This window comes from Vibrio sp. AIC-3 (genome assembly GCF_013114515.1).
GTDB classification, from domain to species: domain Bacteria; phylum Pseudomonadota; class Gammaproteobacteria; order Enterobacterales; family Vibrionaceae; genus Vibrio; species Vibrio crassostreae_C.
The window spans coordinates 1-18,588 of the sequence record NZ_VTXG01000048.1 but is presented as its reverse complement, the minus strand read 5'-3'; the positions used below and the strand labels follow the sequence as shown (position 1 = coordinate 18,588).

Genomic DNA, 18,588 nt, shown 5'->3' with positions numbered 1-18,588 from the left:
CTAGAAAGGAATTATGCCAGCATGTTATCGCTGGCATTCATGTTAATGTGGCTACCGATGTATTGTTGAACACGAAATGTACAGCAAAGATCAACACGCCCTAGCCAGTTCAACATAGACAAAAAAAGCGAGAGGTTGTTTTCTCGCTTCAAAATACTGAGATTAAATTTCGACCTAATCGTTACCTGGTTAGTGTCTACTTCACTTTTGCAACCAGCGCAGGTTGAGAAAACTGGATACCATTCCAGCCATGAACCATAAAGTTACGAATATTTTGATGGTCGCTGTTCTCAGGAAAACCTAGCACGTCGTTACGATAAAATTGACCAAAACAAGCAAGTGTTTGCTCTGCTGATAGGCCTTGCTCTAAACCAAAAGCAAAAATCTTACACGAACCATTATTCTGCCCTGCAGCGTTCACTACCTCACCATTGCGAAATTCGCGCTCAGAAAAATCATAGTGAGCTTCGATCACTTGCATTGTATCTTCAAATTGCACGGCCTCTGGGGTTTCAGCCAGAGTATTCAATAAGGTTTCCAGTTCCATTTACTATTTCTCCATCAAGTATATATCTGTCAGCAGTGTATCTTGTTTTACGACAAGAGTAAGCCGTTGTTTACTTGAGATAGCGATTCACTTTTTTGTTGTACGCTGCTAATTACTTCAATGAAACTAATGACATAGTTTTATCAGGGCGTTATATTATTTTATCAAACGATTAACATTGTTCAGTAACGAATATGCATAAAGATAAAAACTTAGAACTGTTCAGATACCTAAAGCCAGGTACAAAAACAGCAGGTGTATTGGAATTTGGCCCAGACGACTCAATCCAGATCAGTACACTTTATATCGGACACAAAGAAGATCAGTACCTCATCCTAGAGCTTACGCAAAAAGCGACAGAAGCACTGACGCTGAGAAAGCTCACAAACGTTGATATTATTGTTCGTGCGATTACCGACACCGAACTTGGGCACATTGTCGCGTTCAAAACCAATGTACTGGCTCATATCACCTCTCCAGCACATCTAATCTTCCTTCGCCCACCCTCAAACTTTGCAACCAAGCCTATTCGTGAACACGAAAGGTATAAAGTACGTCTCAGCTGTGAAGTCACTTTTGATACCTTGTCGCTGGATGCCACACTAGTCGACTTTTCAGCGTCAGGGTGCGGTATCTATCTTACCCAGCAATCAGATATTGATGTCGGCTGGAAGATAAAAGTTAATTCTGACTTAAATGAGTACTTAGATGACGATCTTGTCTACAAGGTGGTAAGTAAGAAAAGGCAAAGACAAGGCTGGCTGCTAGGTATCCAATTCCCTGAACACCTAGATATGAGTGATGAGTTGAAAACGCTGCTATTGGAACAAGCCTTTGTCGCTGGCTCGATATAAAGGCAGAAAATTAGTTACTACTCTTCAACAGACTCCATTAAAGAGCACTAAGTTAAAGCCTAGTGCTCTGTGTCATTCCAGTATGAGTTTTTGAAATGAACAAACGCTTGGTGGAGCGACTCTTCTTTAATCGGCTTTACAATCACGTAATTCGCCCCTGCGGCCATAAAGCTGTCTCTAGTTGACTCTTGAGCATCAGCGGTACACGCATAAATAGGGGCTGACACACCAATCTCACCTCTTAGCTGCTGAGTGGTTTCAACACCACCGAGATTAGGGAGTTGGTTATCCATCAAGATCAAGTCATAGGTAATCGTCTTAGCCATCTCAATCGCTTCTAAACCATCTTGTGCCCAAGTGACGACCATGCCATATTTCTTACAGAAAGCCTGAGCAATAAAGGCGTTGGTGTGATTGTCTTCCACCAGCAACACATTCAAAGGTCGACTAAACAACGCCTCAGGCTCAACCTCAGCCTGTTGCTTAGCATCAATTAATAGCGGTTTGGCGTGTACAACCACTGGAATTTCTATCGTGAACTCTGAGCCTTGACCTATCACGCTGCGGACTTGAATGTCCCCTTCCAGCATATCGACCAGATTTCTTACAATTGTAAGTCCTAAACCAGTGCCACCATATTCACGAGTGGTGGTCTCTTCGGCTTGAACAAAGGGTTCAAAAACAGCATCAATTTTGCTTTCATCAATACCAATGCCAGAATCTTTCACTCGAACGATCAAGCTGGCGTGATCGGAGTTAAAGATACTCTCGAGCTCAAAGCTGACGGAGATACCGCCTTGATGAGTGAATTTAAAAGCATTACTCAACAGATTAAACATGATCTGATTGAGGCGTACTTGGTCGGTATTGATTTCAATGTCATCAACCAAGTGATTCACAATGGTAAATTCGACGGATTTATCTTCACACAGCGGTCGATAGATGCTGTCTAAGGTATTAACTAACTCCCCTAAACGGAAGTCTTTCTTTTGAATATTAAACTGCCCTTGCTCAATCTTTGAGAAGTCCAAGATATCGTTAAGTACCGCCAGTAAATGTTCCGCACTATTACACAGTACATCCACCTGCTCGCGATTATCTTCATTGTGCATAGAGCGCTTGAGCAGCTGAGACACACCGAGAATACCGTTGAGCGGCGTGCGAATCTCATGACTCATCTTAGCTAAGAAGTCTGCTCGCACATTCGCAAGATGCTCAGCTTCTTCTCTTGCTCGATCAGCCTGTCTTTCCGCCTCGATTAGCTTAGTAATATCTTGCCCTTGTACCACCACTCCTGTGATGCCGTGTTCCACGCGAATAGCAGACATGTTCCAACGAAACACCTTTTCACCAATGGGTACGTTAATACCCGTCAGTTTAGAACCCTGAACCACCATTTGAATATTAGGCAGCATTCGCTGCTCAAACTCTTGGGCAATTGGACCATAATTGTCATCAGCATCGAACAACGCCATGCGAGCGGCGGGGTTCATCTGAATCAAATCGCCTTTTTCAGACCAAACTAAGATAGGCGAATGAGCAAAGTTAAAGAGATCTTGGAATTTTTGATTCTGTTCAGATAAGCGCTCAAAGATGTCTTCAAGAGTACAACCAATATGATGAAATTCGAAAATGTTAGAGCCATCGAACTTGTTGTACTCTTCGCTAGCACTTGCCGAACGAGTAAAGTCCATTAGCTTATCAAGCTCGGCTGAGACTCTCTTTTGAATCCAAGTTCGAGCAAAAAAAGACATCAATATGATCACCACAATCACCACGATGATCGCACGCTGATAATTCTCTTCTAACGCAATGAAATTATTATTTTTTTGAACAGCTCGAATGATTAAAGGAGTTTCAACAGCATTAATCTTAATGGTTGCGATGGTAACGAAATGACGCGGCAACTGTTCGTACATTTGGTAATTGAGGATGTCAGTAATGGTGTAGCTTTCATCACCACTGAATGTCGATGTCACCGGTGTACCGTGCGCTTCAATCACGATATTTTCGCTATTACTGCCCTGTTGGATTGACTCAGCCAAAGAGAAGTTGTTGTCAAGCACAATGGCGATATAGAGTTGACCAAGGACTTCCCCAGTAGCGTTATCAACAATAGGGGTACGGCGAGCCAACAAGTGACGCTTACCTATATCTGTCCTCAGTTTAATAAAATGCCAATTACTGCTGAACGAAACCTCATCAGAAATATGCTTTAAGTTGGACTCATCCAAACCATAAAATTGACTGTTGCCGTCTTCCCAAGCCAAACCATCGTGGGTTGAGACAAAGCGTAAATCTGGTGCATGATCCGGTTCACGTTGGTCAACACCAAAGAAAAAGTAGCTCAGAGTCTCGTCATTACCCGTATCAAAGTACTCTCTGAGAGTTTCACTGTGTGAGCTACTGTCTTGATGGATTTGCAGCACCGACAAACGATAATCAAACATGTTTTGGATCAGGCTTGAGGTTTGCTGTACCGTTCGATTCGTCTCTTGCTGTACGATATTACTGCTGGTTTCATAATTATGAATAAGCACGCCAAGTGCCATCACGCCTATCACCAAAATAACGATACGCGTAATGAGTCTAGCTAAAGTGTTTCTAGGTGTACTAGCGTAACTTTTCTTCATTAGTGACCTGAGTACCTAAATGCTCGCTGTTTAAGTTCTGAAATACGTTCTGGGGAATCTTCCTTGGTGACAATTTCAAATTCACCAGAGTAAACGGTAGGCACTTCCAAACCGGCTAGATCCCACTTGATCGCCTCTGCCATTGCAATGCCTGTATCGTCGTTCATACGCATGACAGTAACATCTAGGTCGCCCCTTGCAATGGCTTCAAGTTCAGCAGAGCCGCCTCCCCAACCATTCACTAAGATGTCTTGGCCCGATTCACGAATCGCTTCCATTGCACCGAGAGCGACATCCGTTGAACATGCATAGATAAAGTCTAGATCCTTATCGTTCTCTATGCTGATTTTAGCCGCTTGGTAGCCACTGTCTTTGTTTGATTTTGTGTAAAACGAAGACTTAAGGGTAAAGTTGGTATCCGTATTCACTTCATGGATAAAAGTATCTCCACGCGCATCACTGATATAGCCTTGTGAGTAATACAAAACAGAATACTTACTGTCTGGCGGACTTACTTGTTTAAAATAGTCCGCCAGTTTTAAGCTGCCTGTCGCATGGTCAAAACCCACATACATAAATGGCTGTCTATCTGCCCAAGCTCGCACTGGCGTCGTGATATTTTGAAGAATCAGTTTGGTGTCTGTAGAGGTCAACACGTGCTCGATAAACTTGCGGTGGCGCGTGGTATCTAGCGTGAAAATCAAATAATCCGTCTTGTTTTCAATCGCTTCTTGCAACGAAATACTCTGCTGCGCGAGATCGGCATTAATACGGGTAAATACTTGATTTATTTGGTAGCGGATCTTCAGCCTATCGAGACGCTTCTCAAAAGCTTGAATATTACGAACCCAGTAATCCGAGATCTGTTGGCCCGGATACACCACGGAAATCGTAATTGGTTCGTCTTGGATTCTTCTCAGTGGCACAGGGTGATTTTGTACAGCCTCGACCATTTTATCGGTCAATGCTCTTTGTTCTGGAAAAGTGGAAAGATAATCTTGGTATTCCCAGTACCCATTGAGGACATGAGTACCATGGGAGAGAGCGGACGCAGAAAATACGGCAAGTCCAAACAACATCAGTAAACGTTTCATATTTTTCTCGTTTTATATGAGCTACTTTGGCTCATTTTTTAACCTAGCATGACACCATCTCTTTGTATGGCTAATGGATATTATGTAGGACAACGATGATAAATGATAGCGTCTAACACTAATTAGAACGACATTCTAAATGAGCAATATGTTAATTTGGAATGGAGATTAAGAACAACGAGTTAAATTATGATTTCAGCCCATTCACGGTAAGAGTAATTACCATTTAAATTCATAAGCTTAGCTAGAGCCGATATAGCTCCTTACACTATTAAGATTTAATCAATAACAAACATTTTAGCTATGAATTATGAGACTTCGATATATTGAATTTTGTCTTTTTGCCACTCAATAATCAGTTTGAGTGATACCAGTTTTTCTTTGCGGGATTTGGGCAACTGCTTGATCGCGTATTCGGTTTTCAACGCCTCACTTTTTGAGCCAACACCAAAGCTCCAAACCAGCTTAAGTGGGCCTTTACCTTTTAAAGCTTTGGCGCCTTTACCGGTTTGATGTTGTTCAAATCGACGTTCTAGATTGTTCGTCACGCCACAATAAAGGGCATTGTGACGATTGCGGATCAAGTACACGACCCAATCCGCATTTTTATCAGCATCTGACATTTAAAGCAGTGATTCAACCAGAGCCTTAAGCTCTGCCACTTCTGCTCGTAGGCTTGCAACTTCAGACTCAAGCTCTTCAAACTTTTCACTCGTTGCAGAGGGGGCAGCCGCGCTTACTGATGCCATCGCAAACGCTTCAACGTCCACTTCACCGCTCAACAAATGCTGGTAGCGTGATTCACGTTTACCCGCTTCGCGTGGCAGCTTCACAACCAAGGCACCTGCTTCTCTTGCAGCGAGTTTGTCTAATGTTGCTTCTACTTCTTTCACATCACTAAAGTTTGCAAGGCGACCCGTTCGAGTACGAAGTTCACCGGGTGTTTGCGCACCGCGCAGTAACATACAGCAGATGATTGCACGCTCTTGCTCTGTAAATTGCAGATCGCCGAACTCAGTGTTGCAGAAACGATGCTGATACTTATTAACACGGCTATTGAAGCTGCTCTCATCACTCACCATGCGACGTCCGATTAAACCATCAACTGCATCTAAAACATCTGACTCAGAAAGAGAGAGAACAGGTTCACGGTTACTCTTTTGATTGCATGCCGTGGTTAAACTGTTCAGTGTCAGTGGGTAATGATCGGGAGTAGTGACTTCTTTCTCGATCAAACAACCGATAATTCTCGCTTCAATTGGGGAAAGTACTGTGTTCATCGTTTTTCCTTTTTATTATTTTGATAATTCCATCTCAACACCTAACAATGCAGTAACTAGTGTTCAGACAAAATTGGTACTCGTTTCTTTCTGCCCTGTTCATCAATCATTATGATCTTAGAACGGTTTAGCTCTATTTCCACGACTTCCAAATAAGTACGCTCTTGTACATACGCATCACGAAGCTTGTTTTGTTCTGCTGAAGATTCAGTGACATTCTCGTCCAATTCTTCGTTTTCCAATTGTTGTTGATTCATTTCACATTTCGTATCAATGCAGTATCTACATGGGATACTAACTTGAACGGTAAGATAAAAACAATCACACATCAGCGAGAGTGACGAATAATTAAACAACCTTACTTTTGCTTTGATCTAAAGACTGTTACATCATCAATTGATGTGCTTTAATCAGAACCAGACAACGTATTTGACGAATAGGAAAAGGAATCTATGAGCAGCGTATTTGAAATTGTTAACCAAGCACGACGTAAGAACAAACTTAAGCGTGAACTTTTAGACAACGAAAAGAAAGTTCGTGACAACCGTAAGCGTGTCGACCTTCTTGATAACCTACTTGATTACATCAAGCCAGAGATGACCCACGACGAGATCCTAGGCATTATCAAAAATATGAAAGCTGACTACGAAGACCGTGTTGATGACCACATCATCAAGAGCGCTGAGATTTCTAAAGCTCGCCGTGACATCAGCCGTCGCATTCGTGAACTGACAGAAGAAGACAAGCAAATCCAAGGTAAGAAGTAATCTAACCTCGCTAATTTACTTGTAACAATGTTAATAACCCACTCTTAGTAGTGGGTTTTTTTTTACCTAAACTCCAGCGTCTATACTTAAGCATCTAAACCTAACCGTCTAGGCTTAAGCGTACCTAAGCAAAATGAATGAAACTCAACAGCAGTATCAAACTAAATAACGAGTGTACACTAGCGATGGAGAGACTTTATGTACGGAAGTATTCTGATTACCTTGGCGTTATCAACGACACAACCTTACCCTGAAAAATTTGAGAAACTTTATACCGAAGAAACCGAAATCACTTATGACGATCTCGTGGTCGATGTTCATGGCTACAAGGTTCCGACCCGATCAGCATTTCGAGGTTGGATGCTCCTCAATCACGCTCAAGACCAAGTGAGAGCAATCGGACAACAACTCAAGGACAATGGCGTTACTCAGAGCATGCCTCTGCATCTCGTTCTATTGCAAGGGACGGATTGGGCAATGAGTAATACAACCTTGTTTACCCTCCCAAATAAGAAACATGTGCCAAACATGATCAATACCCTGAAGTACATACAACAATATATTGAGCCTGAAATCGGTGTTGTTATACCAGTATCTGGAGAGCGAACCGATATCTACAATCAACAAGCTGGTGGTGCACTGCGAAGTAAGCACTTAGAGTTTTGTGCCTTAGACCTAGTGCCTGCAAATGACATTACTCGCGAAGATCTACACGTGAAACTTAAAAATATTCATTCGGAATTCGGGCAAAAAAATAATGTTGGGCTTGGTTTATATTCAGGTGTTCGATTCCACATCGATACTTGTGGGTTTAGACAATGGTAAAGAAACACGATCAAGTCATAAAGACCTGCAATTCGCACGTGTCACTTAGACTCTAAAAACAAGCGAAATTACATAAGATTATGATTTTAAATGTAAATTAAAACTGGAACGCTAATTGATATTAATAACAAGTATCATAATTATTAATAGCAATTAGGAATTCAATATGAAGACGATGACTCAACGCTTTCAAACTCTGCTTTCTGTTTCAAACTTCAGTCTAGCTATCACAACCTTGCTTATGCTTCTCAGTATTATTGTTGCTTATCCAATGGCCGATCACTTCTCACTGCCAATTCAAATCGTCGCCCACATCAGCACGATCTTAGTCGCAGCCTTGCTGAACATTAGCTATGTCGGTCGTTGCCTTGCACAATACAACCTTGGATTGGAAGTTCGTTAAGTAGCGCCGCGCTAGCCTTGATACGGGAGCCCTAGACAATATCAAGGCTACTGAAAAGATCGTACAGCTGGTGAGATTTATAGGGTTTAGGTAAGTAGGCGTTCATACCGGCTTCAAAACAATCTTTGATGTCTTCTTCTAGAACACTGGCGGTTAAAGCTATGATGGGTAATGGTGTGACTTGTTGATCGGCTTCCCACTGACGTATCGCACGAGTCGCCGTTATGCCATCCATAACAGGCATCATGCAGTCCATTAAGACTGCATCAAACTGAGCACCCTGGGTGATGACATCCACCGCTTCTTGGCCATTACTGGCAATCAAATATTCATAACCCGCTTGCTCAAGGAAGAAGCTCGCTATTTTTTGATTCATCAGATTGTCTTCAACGATCAAAATGCGTCGATTCAGAGAGCGAACTTCTTCATCTTTTGCTTCCACTTGAGGCGTTTGCTCTTCGCCCACATCGAGAGATTGTAAGCTGGTTAAGAAACGTCGGCCCAAGAATGGCAAGGTATGAGTCGAGTGGACCGTTTCTCTGATTAGGTTGGTTTTAAATAGGTGATGCTGACAAACGATGACGCGAGCAAGAGGATATATCACCTTCAACGTCGCAAGATCTTTTTCCATAGAGTGGTGCAAGGTATGACAATAAAGTATGAAGTCACTTTCTTTTACACTTTCACTAAGGGCAGCAATGGATGACACCACATTGGCTCGAACATTCAAACGCTCACACTCTTTAACGAGCTGATCGAGGTAATTGAAAGAGTTCGAGATGATGGTCGCTCGGCTCAGGTTATCGAAAGTTTGAACAGGCGCTTCTACAACATCGACATACAAACAAAAAGTGAATGTAGAGCCCTCTCCTTTCACTGAACGCGCGGTAATGTAACCCCCCATCAAATCAACAAGCTGTCGACAAATCGCAAGCCCTAACCCCGTACCGCCAAATTGACGGGTAATGCTGCCATCTTCTTGAGTGAAAGGTTCAAATATGGACTCTAACTTCTCGGGCTCAATCCCAATCCCGGTATCAGACACGCTGCATTCAAGCTTGCCCCTGCCCATAGACATAGGTGTATAAGCAATGTCAGTTGTAATTGTGCCCTTAGACGTAAATTTGATGGCATTAGAAAGCAGATTGGTCAGCACCTGTCTCACGCGGTACTCATCGAAAAACAGTTGTGACGGCGTTTGATAATCGATATTGATGTCGAGCTCAATATCCTTACTTATCGCTTTCGACTGAATCACACTCACAGAGTCATAAACCGCTTCTCGCAAATCAGCATTGTGTGGTGACAACATCAAGTTACCCGACTCGATTTTAGACAGGTCGAGTATGTCATTCAGCAGCACCAGTAAAGAGTGAGAAGACGATTCGATATCCCCCAGTACTTCTTGTTGATTTGGGCTCAGTTGGCTTTGAGATAAGATCTCAGCCATGCCAATGATCCCGTTAAGTGGCGTGCGTATTTCATGTGACATATTTGCTAAGAATGCGCTTTTGGCTTTGTTAGCCGAAATCGCGTCTTCTTTTGCTGTTATCAACTCTTTGTTGTGCAGATAGTTGCGTTCCATCACTCGATTTAGGGTTTCAGTGAACTCGGCAAGCTCATCGTTCCCTTGGATACGAATCACCTTTGGCTGGCCGTAGCTATCAGCGCATTCCGACACACCTTTCAAGATAATCGACAGGTTTCTGTTTAAGCGCAGAGATGTCGCAACCCCAAGCCACATCAAAACACCAGAAGCAATGAGTATAAGCAACGTCATGACCAAGGTTTGCCTTTTCTGCAACGCGATATTCTTGGTCAGTTCAAACTGTATTTGATTGGTGTAAGCGCCAATCGCGTTTGAAATAGCCCGTTTTTTAACCTCTAAGCTTTTCAAGTGTTGATATATTTCGGGTGATGAAAAGTCTCCTTTGAGGATTCGAGATATAAATTTGTCTTGAAAATCATCTTTGGCGACCGCGTTTAGCAGTTGCCTAATTTCAGGTGAACGAGTATCAGAGCGGAAAAATGTATCAAGCAACTGTTGCTGCCTCTCTAGCGCACCTACATAGCTCAATAAATATTGATTTCTTAGCTCGGGCGAGCGATACAAACTGAAGCTTAACCACGCTTCTCTCTGAGTCCAAAACACATAATGCGTAAGATTGATAAACATCGCTTCCGCTTGACCAATATTGCCATCGACTAAAGCCATGCGATATTCGGACAGCTCCATCAGCACGTCTTTTAACAAGTCGAAAGCGCGCTCTGTCAATTTTCTGCTGTCTGTCGTTTCAGGTGTACTAGCTAGGATCATCAACAACTTTTTCAATTCAGCTAACTGAGGGGCAATACTCCAATTGCTGTCGAACCGTTGAAGTCGCATTCCATACTGAGTCAGTCTATCCAGTTCTGATTGCAGTGTTAAAAGCAACTGACCTTTCTCAGGGGAATCATTAGACAGCACCAACCATCGATAAGCATCACTTGAAACCGTATTAAAAAATTGAAGCGCTTCGACCTTAATACGCGTTGTTTCAAGGTGATTCATCTTCTCATCGTTCTTAAGCACTTCATTCACTGTAAACCCGAACATAATGAGTACAGAAACCGTGGAAAGAAAAATAAGACGCCATCTAATTGACATGTTTATCATTTTTATAACTACTCCCTTCCCGAAAGTAATTTACCTAACCCAAATTAAGAATAGGACATTAACAGAGGGTTATTGATCAAATTGGATATGAACAAACGATACTCTGAGCCCAGAACGAAAAATTAAAGCCAACTGGTATCCAGAAAAGTGCTTTAAAGCGGAAAGGCGTGCTTTTATTAAGACTGGTTTAAACAAGCGAGGTTTCAGTGAGCAAAAGGTAAAAAAAAGACGTTTTCTCCAGTTATTATCACCGGCATAACAAAGTACACATCCACATTCTGCGGCTCAACTAGACTGTGAATAATGACTCTGCGTGCTAACAAAGTGGATAGTTAGGTTAAAATTGTGACATCCAATCGTTTGCGTGATGCACTTTTCACACTCAAGCTAGGCTTATTCAAAGGTCAAACATCAATACTCGTTAATTCCCTTATTTATCGTTTACTGTTTACGTGTAACTTGAGTTAGCGATCACACCTTTGATGTTCAATATGACCTGTATTACATATTATCCTTTGAATTGAGTATTTTTTGACGAAAAATAAGTGCTACAGATTATTAAAGTCAATAGTCTTTATCGACGTTCAAATCTTGATTTATGGCTAATATAAAGCCAATTTACAGATATTTTGTCTGCATTTATTTTTCCTAGCAGAATAACCCGTCGTACCTTACAATCCTGCCACATAAAAATTACAAGTTACACACAAGGTATATCAGCACATTTAAGTGGCAATAAAGACCACAGACTGATGCCTCAAATCCCCTATGCTGATTGGCTTCCCTACAACCGCCATGAATGCAGAAACTTAACGTGAAAGGTCCCGAGTAAAGATGAGTCCCGAAAAGCACCTCCTAGATTGGCAAACTAGTCAAACCATTGCTGAATCCATCGCTCCAACTTTAGGTCAGTTATACCGTCAAAAAGGCGTAGAAGTTATCCTCTTTGGTAAGACCTTAGTTAACGCGACAACTATCGACATCATCAAAGCTCACCGCATCGCAAAACGTTACACTGGTTCTCCTCTTACAGCAGAACAGACTCAACCTATTATTCAACACCTTCTCTCTATGGACTTATCTCCATGTCGTATTGATGTTGGTCGCCTTGCGCATTCATTCTGGCAAGATCGCGAAGACACACATGGGTTGGATGATTTCCTACAAACTGCACTTATCGAATCGCTTGAAGGCGATGCAATGACAGAACCTCGTGACGTTGTATTGTACGGTTTTGGTCGTATTGGCCGACTGCTAACTCGTCTGTTGATCGAGAAAAGTGGCCCGGGGTACCCACTGCGTTTACGTGCAATCGTTGTACGCGGCGGCAAAGATGGCGACCTAGAAAAACGTGCAAGCCTGCTTCGTCGTGACTCTGTACACGGCCAATTCAACGGCAGCATTGTTGTAGACCAAGAACGCAAAGCGATCATCGTTAACGGTAACTTCATCCAAGTTATCTACGCAAACAAACCAGAAGAAGTGGATTACACGGCTTACGGTGTTGAAAATGCACTTGTGGTTGATAACACAGGCGTATGGCGTGACGCGGAAGGCCTGAGCCAACACGTTGCGTGTAACGGTGCGAAGAAAGTGCTACTGACTGCACCTGGTAAAGGCGACATCAAGAACGTGGTATTTGGTGTGAATGAAAATGTTATTCAGCCAGAAGACACCATCATCTCTGCAGCAAGCTGTACTACTAACGCAATCACGCCAGTATTGAAAGCGGTTCACGACAAGTTTGGCGTGCTGTCTGGTCACATCGAAACGGTGCACTCATTTACCAATGATCAAAACCTAATCGATAACTTCCACTCGGGTGATCGTCGTGGTCGTGCTGCATCATTGAACATGGTACTGACATCGACTGGCGCTGCTAAAGCAGTATCAAAAGCGATGCCGGAAATGGAAGGTAAGCTAACAGGTAATGCGATTCGCGTTCCTACGCCAAACGTTTCAATGGCAGTTGCGAACCTAAACCTTGAGAAAGGCACAAACAAAGAAGAGTTGAACGAGTACCTGCGTGAAATGGCGCTGTCTTCTGCTTTGTCTGCACAAATTGATTACACAGACTCGACTGAGATTGTATCTACCGACTTGGTTGGCTCTCGTCACCCAGGTGTGGTTGACGGTGTGGCGACTATCGCACAAGACAACCGTGCCGTGCTGTACATTTGGTACGATAACGAGTTTGGCTACAGCTGCCAAGTTGTTCACTGTATGGAACAGATGATGGGTGTACGCTACAAGACATACCCAGAAGTTTAATTAACTTCGCTCTTGTAGATACGTCCATCGCAACAAGCTCCACAACATAATAACTATATCTGCGAAGTCTGTATGGACTTCGCAACCCCTTTTGTTTTACTCCCCCGTATAAACAAGAGGGTTGCCACTTAGATCTGCTCTCTCTAACTGATCTAGGTGGCCTTTTTACATCTAGCGCCCTAACTTTTATCGCTATAATAAGATCTTGTCTTCATCACTCTTGCACAGCTTTACGTCTGTTATAACTCAACCTCAACATCTGACTGAATCGAGCTTGAACATGCAAGCACGTAGCCCTGTTCAATCTGCTCTGGCGTCAATGTTTCTTGGCTGCTTGATTCCACAGATCCTTTGGTCACTTTGCATTTACACGAACCACAAATCCCACTACGACAAGCGATAATAATTGGAACGCCTGCTTTTTCTAATGAATCCGCCAATGGTGTGCCAGTTTCCGCTTCAACTTCAGCGCCGAACGCAGGCACAAATACCTTAACAGCACTATTCGTATCGTCAGCAATTTCGGCGTTTGACGCTTCTGATTGAGCATCCTGAGTAGCAGGAGTAGCAGGAGTAAAGCTTTCTTGATAGAAGTTATCCATGTTGAACTCAAGCTCTTTCAGATAACTCTCAATATCTTGCATGAAGCCGACAGGCCCACACAGGTAAACCGTTCTATCTAAGATATCTGGGCTCAGTTTCACCAACCAGTTTTTATCTAAACGACCTTGAGGGGCGGTTGTTCCTTCGTTGTCTTTTAACAGCAGTTTTAAGTTGAAATTCGCATGTGATTCATCGAGCTGATGAAGTTCTTGAAAGTAGATAGTCTCAAGCTTGTTGCGTGCCATGTGGACGAAATCAATCTCAATGTCACTGTCTTGAGACAGCCAATATTTTACCATCGCTATGACTGGTGTAATGCCACAGCCAGCACTCACTAGCGTTACTTTCTTTGTTGCCGTTGGCATGCAATCAATACAGTTAAACGCGCCTGCTGGCTTCAACACAGAAACCTCGTCACCTTCATCAAGCTCATCGACAATAAAGTTCGAAACCAAGCCACCTTCCACACGCTTGACTGTCAACTTCAGGCGGTTATCTTCGGGGCAAGAAGCCACTGAATAAGCACGGTAATCCGTTTTCGTCGGCATATCTAAACCCAAGGTGATGAACTGACCGGGCTTAAAATTGAAATGTAAGTCTTGTGGAATACTGCCAAGCTCAAAGCTGACCGTATCTGGCGTCTCGTGCCATTTCTTTAAACACACTAAATTTATTGAATCGCTATTCGACCATGCATACATAGTTCACACACCTTACTGATACTAAAGAATTAAATCTAGAAAGCCCCGCCGCTGCACGTTCCTAGAGAACAGCAACAACGGGGCTTGGGAGTGGGCTTAGATTAAGCCGCTAAGATTGTTTTAAGATCTTGCTCTGGCGTTGAGATAGAACGCATATCGAACTCGTCTTGAATAATCTTTAGTAGGTTTTCAGTTAGGAATGCAGGCGCTGTTGGGCCTGTGTAGATACCTTTCACACCCAGTGCGAACAGAGTAAGCAGGATAACGATCGCTTTTTGCTCGAACCAAGAAAGAACAAGTGTTAGTGGTAGTTCGTTGATGCCACAATCAAACTCTTGAGACAGCGCAAGAGCAAGCTGAATCGCTGAGTATGCATCGTTACATTGGCCAACATCGAGCAGACGTGGAATACCGTTAATGTCGCCGAATTGGTTTTTGTTGAAACGGAATTTACCACATGCCAATGTCAGGATTACTGAATCTTCTGGCGCTTGAGCTGTGAAATCTGTGTAGTAGCTACGTTCAGATTTGTCGCCGTCACAACCACCCACTAGGAAGAAGTGTTTGATGTTGCCTTCTTTCACTTGTTCAACAACCGCAGGCGCTGCTTCCATCAAGGCGTTACGACCAAAACCGACAGTGATCATTTGCTCGATCTCGTCATGCTTAAAGCCTTCTTGCGCAAGAGCACAATCGATCACTGCACTGAAATCGTCACCTTCAAGGTGAGCAACACCCGGCCAGCCTGCGATGCTACGCGTAAATAGGCGGTCAGCGTACGAGCCCACATCTGGGTTAAGCAGACAGTTAGATGTCATTACGATCGCACCTGGGAAGTTCGCAAATTCTTTTTGCTGGTTCTGCCAAGCGCTGCCGTAGTTACCCGCAAGGTGTGGGTACTTGTTTAGTTCAGGGTAGCCGTGTGCAGGTAGCATCTCACCGTTGGTGTAAACGTTAATGCCCTTGCCTTCCGTTTGTTGAAGGATCTTTTCTAGATCATGCAGGTCGTGACCAGAAACAAGGACACAGTGACCTCGCTTCGTCTTCACATTCACGGTTGTTGGTTGAGGGTGACCGAAGGTATCTGTCTCGCCTTTATCCAACATTTCCATGACCTTGTAGTTCATTAAGCCGATCTGCATAGACGTATCTAACAGTTGTTTTAGGTCTGATGGATCTGTACCTAGGAACGCCATGATTTCATGGTATTCAGCGAAAATAGCATTATCAGTTTGACCAAGAACACGTGCGTGCTCCATGTAAGCTGCTGCACCTTTTAGACCGTATAGGCAAAGAAGGCGAAGACCAATCACATCTTCGTGTTGAGAGTCGTGACCACGGTTTACCGCCGCTTGAGGGGCAAGCGCCAATAGCTCTGAAGAGTCCGTTGGAAGGTCGAATTGAGCAGCAGCAGAAAGCGCTGGGATCTCAAAACCAATCAATGTCGCTGCCGCGCGAACCTGTTGCTCTAAACGCTGCTTGAATTCATGGGACTGTTGTGCGAATTCGATGATACGAGCAGGGTCGAAGTTAACGTTGGTTAGTGTTGCGAAAAACGCTTTTGGCGCCCACTCGTCGATTTCAGTATCAATAACATCACACGCACGGCCCAAATTGGCCCAAAAAGAAACACCTTGAAGAGAATGCACCAACACGTCTTGAAGGTCGGATACTTCCGAAGTTTTACCACACATACCTTGTGCGAAAGAACAGCCTTTTACGGTTGGGGTTTGAATTGTTTGTTCACATTGAATACAGAACATATAAGGGCTCCAGTAATTTTTATTAACTGTAAGTACTTTGCTTACAGTGACTTATTCCAACCCCTATAGAGCATCAAGCGTGCCAACTTTTAACATATTGATTTTATTAAACTTAGTTTTATTCCATGTTTTTTGTGCGTGATTATGACTACATATAAACTCCCTAACAGCACACATCCGTGTCATAGTGACTCTCAGAGATTTATTAACGGCGTTCATGTTTCGTTCAGAATAGAAGCGATAAAGTAACAACATAGAAAAAGAGGAATGAATATGAAAAATATATTAGTTACGATTGTTGCATTGTTTACTGGCCTTTTGGCGTTATTCACAAGCTTGATCCTTGCTATTCCTTTAGCTATTGCAGCTTTAATTACTGGCAAGCGCATTCAGAATCAAATGAAGAAACAAGGTTTCGCAGCTCATATGAACACTCGTCAGTCATCAACCAATGATGCCGGTGTTATTGAAGGTGAATACGAAGACCTTTCAAGCAAAAAGTAACCTAAACTTTAGTTTCAGACATAGTGAAAGCACAACAGAGACAAGATTACATAATGCAAAGAAAGCCACTCCTAGCACTGCTGGCCTTAACGACTTTAAGTCTCGTTGGTTGTTCCAACGAGACATCTATACCCGCTTACGAAACATCTCCAAGCTTGCCGGCCTATCAGCAAGATAGCTTTGATGCCTACGTCAATGACACCCAAGATTGGCTGCTGAAAAACCGCGTGTTCATGACAAAAGACAAGCAGCTTGAGATTCAACTGAACTCCCCGACTGAATACAAACCTACCAAACCTAACGGCAAGGCAGTGTTATTGGTTCATGGATTAGGCGACTCACCTTACTCATTTAAAGACATCGCTACCCATTTGGCAGAGCAAGGTTACTTAGTGAGAACCGTATTACTTCCGGGTCACGGCAGTCGCGTGGGTGATTTAATGCAGCCGAGCCTAGAAGATTGGCAAGGTGTGGTGGCTCATCATACGAAGTTACTTGAGCAAGAGTATGATTCTGTGTGGCTTGGTGGCTACTCAACAGGTGCAAATCTCGTCACGTCACAGGCGATGAACGATCCAAAGATCTCCGGGTTGCTGCTGTTTTCTCCTGCGTTTCAACCGAGCTCGTCTGCCGTTCAATACGCTGGGCTAGCAAGCTACTTTGTCACTTGGGCGGATCAAGATCCTGAAGACAATGTGTTGCGTTACAACTCGTTGCCAATGAATGGTGCATCGGTTTACTACGAGACATCAGAAGTCGTACGTGGTGACTTACAAGATAAACACTTCGATAAACCAGTTTTTATTATGATGAGTGAAGGCGACAGCGTGATTGACACCAACTACGTTCAGCAAGCCTTTACTGAATCTATGCCGAATCCAAACAATGTGTTGGTTTGGCAAGGAGAGACGACTCTCGAGGATCCTCGCGCTGTTCAGTACAGCATGAAGATCCCAGAGCAACGCATCTCGAACGGCTCTCACATGGGCTTACTGTTCTCACCAAACAACCCTTATTACGGAATCAATGGTAGCGAGAAGATTTGCTCCAATGGTCAGGCAGAAGGGTTTGAAGAACAATGCAATGCAACCAGTGAGGTTTGGTACTCAGCTTGGGGCTATCGTGAAGAAGGGAAGAACCATGCGCGTTTGACCTACAACCCCTACTTCTCAGACTCGATGGCGAAGCTAGATGCCGTACTGAACTCTGAAGGCTAATAAGCTCAAGTCTTCCAAAAGCTAATCCAGAGAAATCAAAAAGGCTCACTAGATAACGTCTAGTGAGCCTTTTTTAATGAGTGTCGTTTCTGGTGAACGTCTAGGGTCTGTTGACCTTTAGAGCTGATTTTTGCAGCACTTTGTGGGAAATTTCTACAAGGCAGAGGCTTTGAAGTGTAGCTAGCCTACATGAGAAGCCGATAACGCAGTAGAAATGAACCACAAAGGCTGCCCGAAGGGTTCGGCTAGAATCGTTTTATGCTTTGTTAAGAAGTATTAACTTAGAATGACTAGGCTACATACTCCTTGCCGCGCCTAAAACGATTCTATCTCGAACAAAATTTAACCACTAAAAGTTAACAGACCCTAGGGCGTGTTGATCTTTCGTGAGTGTTCTTTGAACAGCATGGTAAAGAGTTATAATTTGCTTCGCCAAAAGTAAAACCATAACCAATACCATGCCAAGAACA

16 protein-coding genes are annotated in these 18,588 nt (G+C 43.3%); 7 read left to right on the top strand and 9 right to left on the bottom strand.

Annotation, left to right across the window (positions count from 1 at the left end; all coding sequences use genetic code 11):
- Nucleotides 1–196 precede the first annotated feature (196 nt).
- Nucleotides 197–547 (bottom strand): HopJ type III effector protein, encoded by a 351-nt coding sequence (locus F0229_RS21035; RefSeq protein ID WP_017061764.1) that lies wholly within the window; start codon nucleotides 545–547, stop codon nucleotides 197–199.
- Between the two features lie 194 nt (nucleotides 548–741).
- Here F0229_RS21035 and F0229_RS21030 point away from each other — a divergent pair, with 194 nt between their 5' ends.
- Nucleotides 742–1,401, top strand: coding sequence for a PilZ domain-containing protein (locus tag F0229_RS21030; protein ID WP_017066093.1), 660 nt, complete (start codon nucleotides 742–744; stop codon nucleotides 1,399–1,401).
- Between the two features lie 59 nt (nucleotides 1,402–1,460).
- Here F0229_RS21030 and luxQ read toward each other — a convergent pair whose 3' ends face one another.
- The 5 genes from luxQ to F0229_RS21005 form a co-directional block, all read right to left on the bottom strand.
- Nucleotides 1,461–4,034, bottom strand: coding sequence for a quorum-sensing autoinducer 2 sensor kinase/phosphatase LuxQ (gene luxQ / locus F0229_RS21025; protein ID WP_171733628.1), 2,574 nt, complete (start codon nucleotides 4,032–4,034; stop codon nucleotides 1,461–1,463).
- Entirely contained in the window at nucleotides 4,034–5,128 is a 1,095-nt protein-coding gene (locus tag F0229_RS21020) for an autoinducer 2-binding periplasmic protein LuxP (protein ID WP_136973815.1), read from the bottom strand. Before F0229_RS21020 ends, luxQ begins: the two co-directional genes overlap by 1 nt.
- A 308-nt stretch (nucleotides 5,129–5,436) precedes the next feature.
- A complete protein-coding gene (locus F0229_RS21015) occupies nucleotides 5,437–5,751 on the bottom strand; it encodes a GIY-YIG nuclease family protein (RefSeq protein WP_017061768.1) in 315 nt (104 codons plus the stop codon).
- Nucleotides 5,752–6,408, bottom strand: coding sequence for a YceH family protein (locus F0229_RS21010; RefSeq protein WP_017061769.1), 657 nt, complete (start codon nucleotides 6,406–6,408; stop codon nucleotides 5,752–5,754).
- A 56-nt stretch (nucleotides 6,409–6,464) separates the two neighbouring features.
- The gene (locus F0229_RS21005) at nucleotides 6,465–6,665 is read right to left on the bottom strand and encodes a hypothetical protein (protein ID WP_017061770.1); all 201 of its coding nucleotides are present in this window, start codon (nucleotides 6,663–6,665) and stop codon (nucleotides 6,465–6,467) included.
- A 195-nt stretch (nucleotides 6,666–6,860) separates the two neighbouring features.
- Between F0229_RS21005 and F0229_RS21000 the strand changes: the two genes are divergently transcribed.
- The 3 genes from F0229_RS21000 to F0229_RS20990 all read left to right on the top strand — a co-directional run bounded on the left by F0229_RS21000 (nucleotide 6,861) and on the right by F0229_RS20990 (nucleotide 8,403).
- On the top strand, nucleotides 6,861–7,175 hold the full coding sequence (locus tag F0229_RS21000) for a DUF496 family protein (protein WP_004742367.1): 315 nt from the start codon (nucleotides 6,861–6,863) through the stop codon (nucleotides 7,173–7,175).
- Nucleotides 7,176–7,373: 198 nt separating this feature from the next.
- Entirely contained in the window at nucleotides 7,374–8,000 is a 627-nt protein-coding gene (locus F0229_RS20995; protein ID WP_017064850.1) for a D-Ala-D-Ala carboxypeptidase family metallohydrolase, read from the top strand.
- A gap of 166 nt (nucleotides 8,001–8,166) precedes the next feature.
- On the top strand, nucleotides 8,167–8,403 hold the full coding sequence (locus F0229_RS20990) for a hypothetical protein (protein ID WP_017061772.1): 237 nt from the start codon (nucleotides 8,167–8,169) through the stop codon (nucleotides 8,401–8,403).
- A 31-nt stretch (nucleotides 8,404–8,434) separates the two neighbouring features.
- Here the strand turns inward: F0229_RS20990 and F0229_RS20985 are convergent, their stop codons facing one another.
- Nucleotides 8,435–10,999, bottom strand: coding sequence for an ATP-binding protein (locus tag F0229_RS20985; protein ID WP_171733629.1), 2,565 nt, complete (start codon nucleotides 10,997–10,999; stop codon nucleotides 8,435–8,437).
- 894 nt (nucleotides 11,000–11,893) lie between these two features.
- Here F0229_RS20985 and F0229_RS20980 point away from each other — a divergent pair.
- Nucleotides 11,894–13,330, top strand: coding sequence for a glyceraldehyde-3-phosphate dehydrogenase (locus F0229_RS20980; RefSeq protein ID WP_017068649.1), 1,437 nt, complete (start codon nucleotides 11,894–11,896; stop codon nucleotides 13,328–13,330).
- Between the two features lie 239 nt (nucleotides 13,331–13,569).
- Here the strand turns inward: F0229_RS20980 and F0229_RS20975 are convergent, their stop codons facing one another.
- Entirely contained in the window at nucleotides 13,570–14,634 is a 1,065-nt protein-coding gene (locus F0229_RS20975) for a hybrid-cluster NAD(P)-dependent oxidoreductase (RefSeq protein WP_171733627.1), read from the bottom strand.
- 101 nt (nucleotides 14,635–14,735) lie between these two features.
- Nucleotides 14,736–16,397, bottom strand: a complete 1,662-nt coding sequence (gene hcp / locus F0229_RS20970) for a hydroxylamine reductase (protein WP_171733626.1) — start codon at nucleotides 16,395–16,397, stop codon at nucleotides 14,736–14,738.
- A 273-nt stretch (nucleotides 16,398–16,670) separates the two neighbouring features.
- Here hcp and F0229_RS20965 point away from each other — a divergent pair, with 273 nt between their 5' ends.
- Complete coding sequence (locus tag F0229_RS20965) at nucleotides 16,671–16,901, top strand: hypothetical protein (RefSeq protein ID WP_017061777.1); 231 nt, start codon at nucleotides 16,671–16,673, stop codon at nucleotides 16,899–16,901.
- Nucleotides 16,902–16,954: 53 nt separating this feature from the next.
- Nucleotides 16,955–18,118, top strand: coding sequence for a carboxylesterase (locus F0229_RS20960; RefSeq protein WP_171733625.1), 1,164 nt, complete (start codon nucleotides 16,955–16,957; stop codon nucleotides 18,116–18,118).
- Nucleotides 18,119–18,588 lie beyond the last annotated feature (470 nt).

Coding starts and splice junctions, on each gene's coding strand:
- F0229_RS21035 (WP_017061764.1), bottom strand. CDS start 547: ATGGAACTGGAAACCTTATTGAATACTCTGGCTGAAACCCCAGAGGCC.
- F0229_RS21030 (WP_017066093.1), top strand. CDS start 742: ATGCATAAAGATAAAAACTTAGAACTGTTCAGATACCTAAAGCCAGGT.
- luxQ (WP_171733628.1), bottom strand. CDS start 4,034: ATGAAGAAAAGTTACGCTAGTACACCTAGAAACACTTTAGCTAGACTC.
- F0229_RS21020 (WP_136973815.1), bottom strand. CDS start 5,128: ATGAAACGTTTACTGATGTTGTTTGGACTTGCCGTATTTTCTGCGTCC.
- F0229_RS21015 (WP_017061768.1), bottom strand. CDS start 5,751: ATGTCAGATGCTGATAAAAATGCGGATTGGGTCGTGTACTTGATCCGC.
- F0229_RS21010 (WP_017061769.1), bottom strand. CDS start 6,408: ATGAACACAGTACTTTCCCCAATTGAAGCGAGAATTATCGGTTGTTTG.
- F0229_RS21005 (WP_017061770.1), bottom strand. CDS start 6,665: ATGAATCAACAACAATTGGAAAACGAAGAATTGGACGAGAATGTCACT.
- F0229_RS21000 (WP_004742367.1), top strand. CDS start 6,861: ATGAGCAGCGTATTTGAAATTGTTAACCAAGCACGACGTAAGAACAAA.
- F0229_RS20995 (WP_017064850.1), top strand. CDS start 7,374: ATGTACGGAAGTATTCTGATTACCTTGGCGTTATCAACGACACAACCT.
- F0229_RS20990 (WP_017061772.1), top strand. CDS start 8,167: ATGAAGACGATGACTCAACGCTTTCAAACTCTGCTTTCTGTTTCAAAC.
- F0229_RS20985 (WP_171733629.1), bottom strand. CDS start 10,999: ATGTTCGGGTTTACAGTGAATGAAGTGCTTAAGAACGATGAGAAGATG.
- F0229_RS20980 (WP_017068649.1), top strand. CDS start 11,894: ATGAGTCCCGAAAAGCACCTCCTAGATTGGCAAACTAGTCAAACCATT.
- F0229_RS20975 (WP_171733627.1), bottom strand. CDS start 14,634: ATGTATGCATGGTCGAATAGCGATTCAATAAATTTAGTGTGTTTAAAG.
- hcp (WP_171733626.1), bottom strand. CDS start 16,397: ATGTTCTGTATTCAATGTGAACAAACAATTCAAACCCCAACCGTAAAA.
- F0229_RS20965 (WP_017061777.1), top strand. CDS start 16,671: ATGAAAAATATATTAGTTACGATTGTTGCATTGTTTACTGGCCTTTTG.
- F0229_RS20960 (WP_171733625.1), top strand. CDS start 16,955: ATGCAAAGAAAGCCACTCCTAGCACTGCTGGCCTTAACGACTTTAAGT.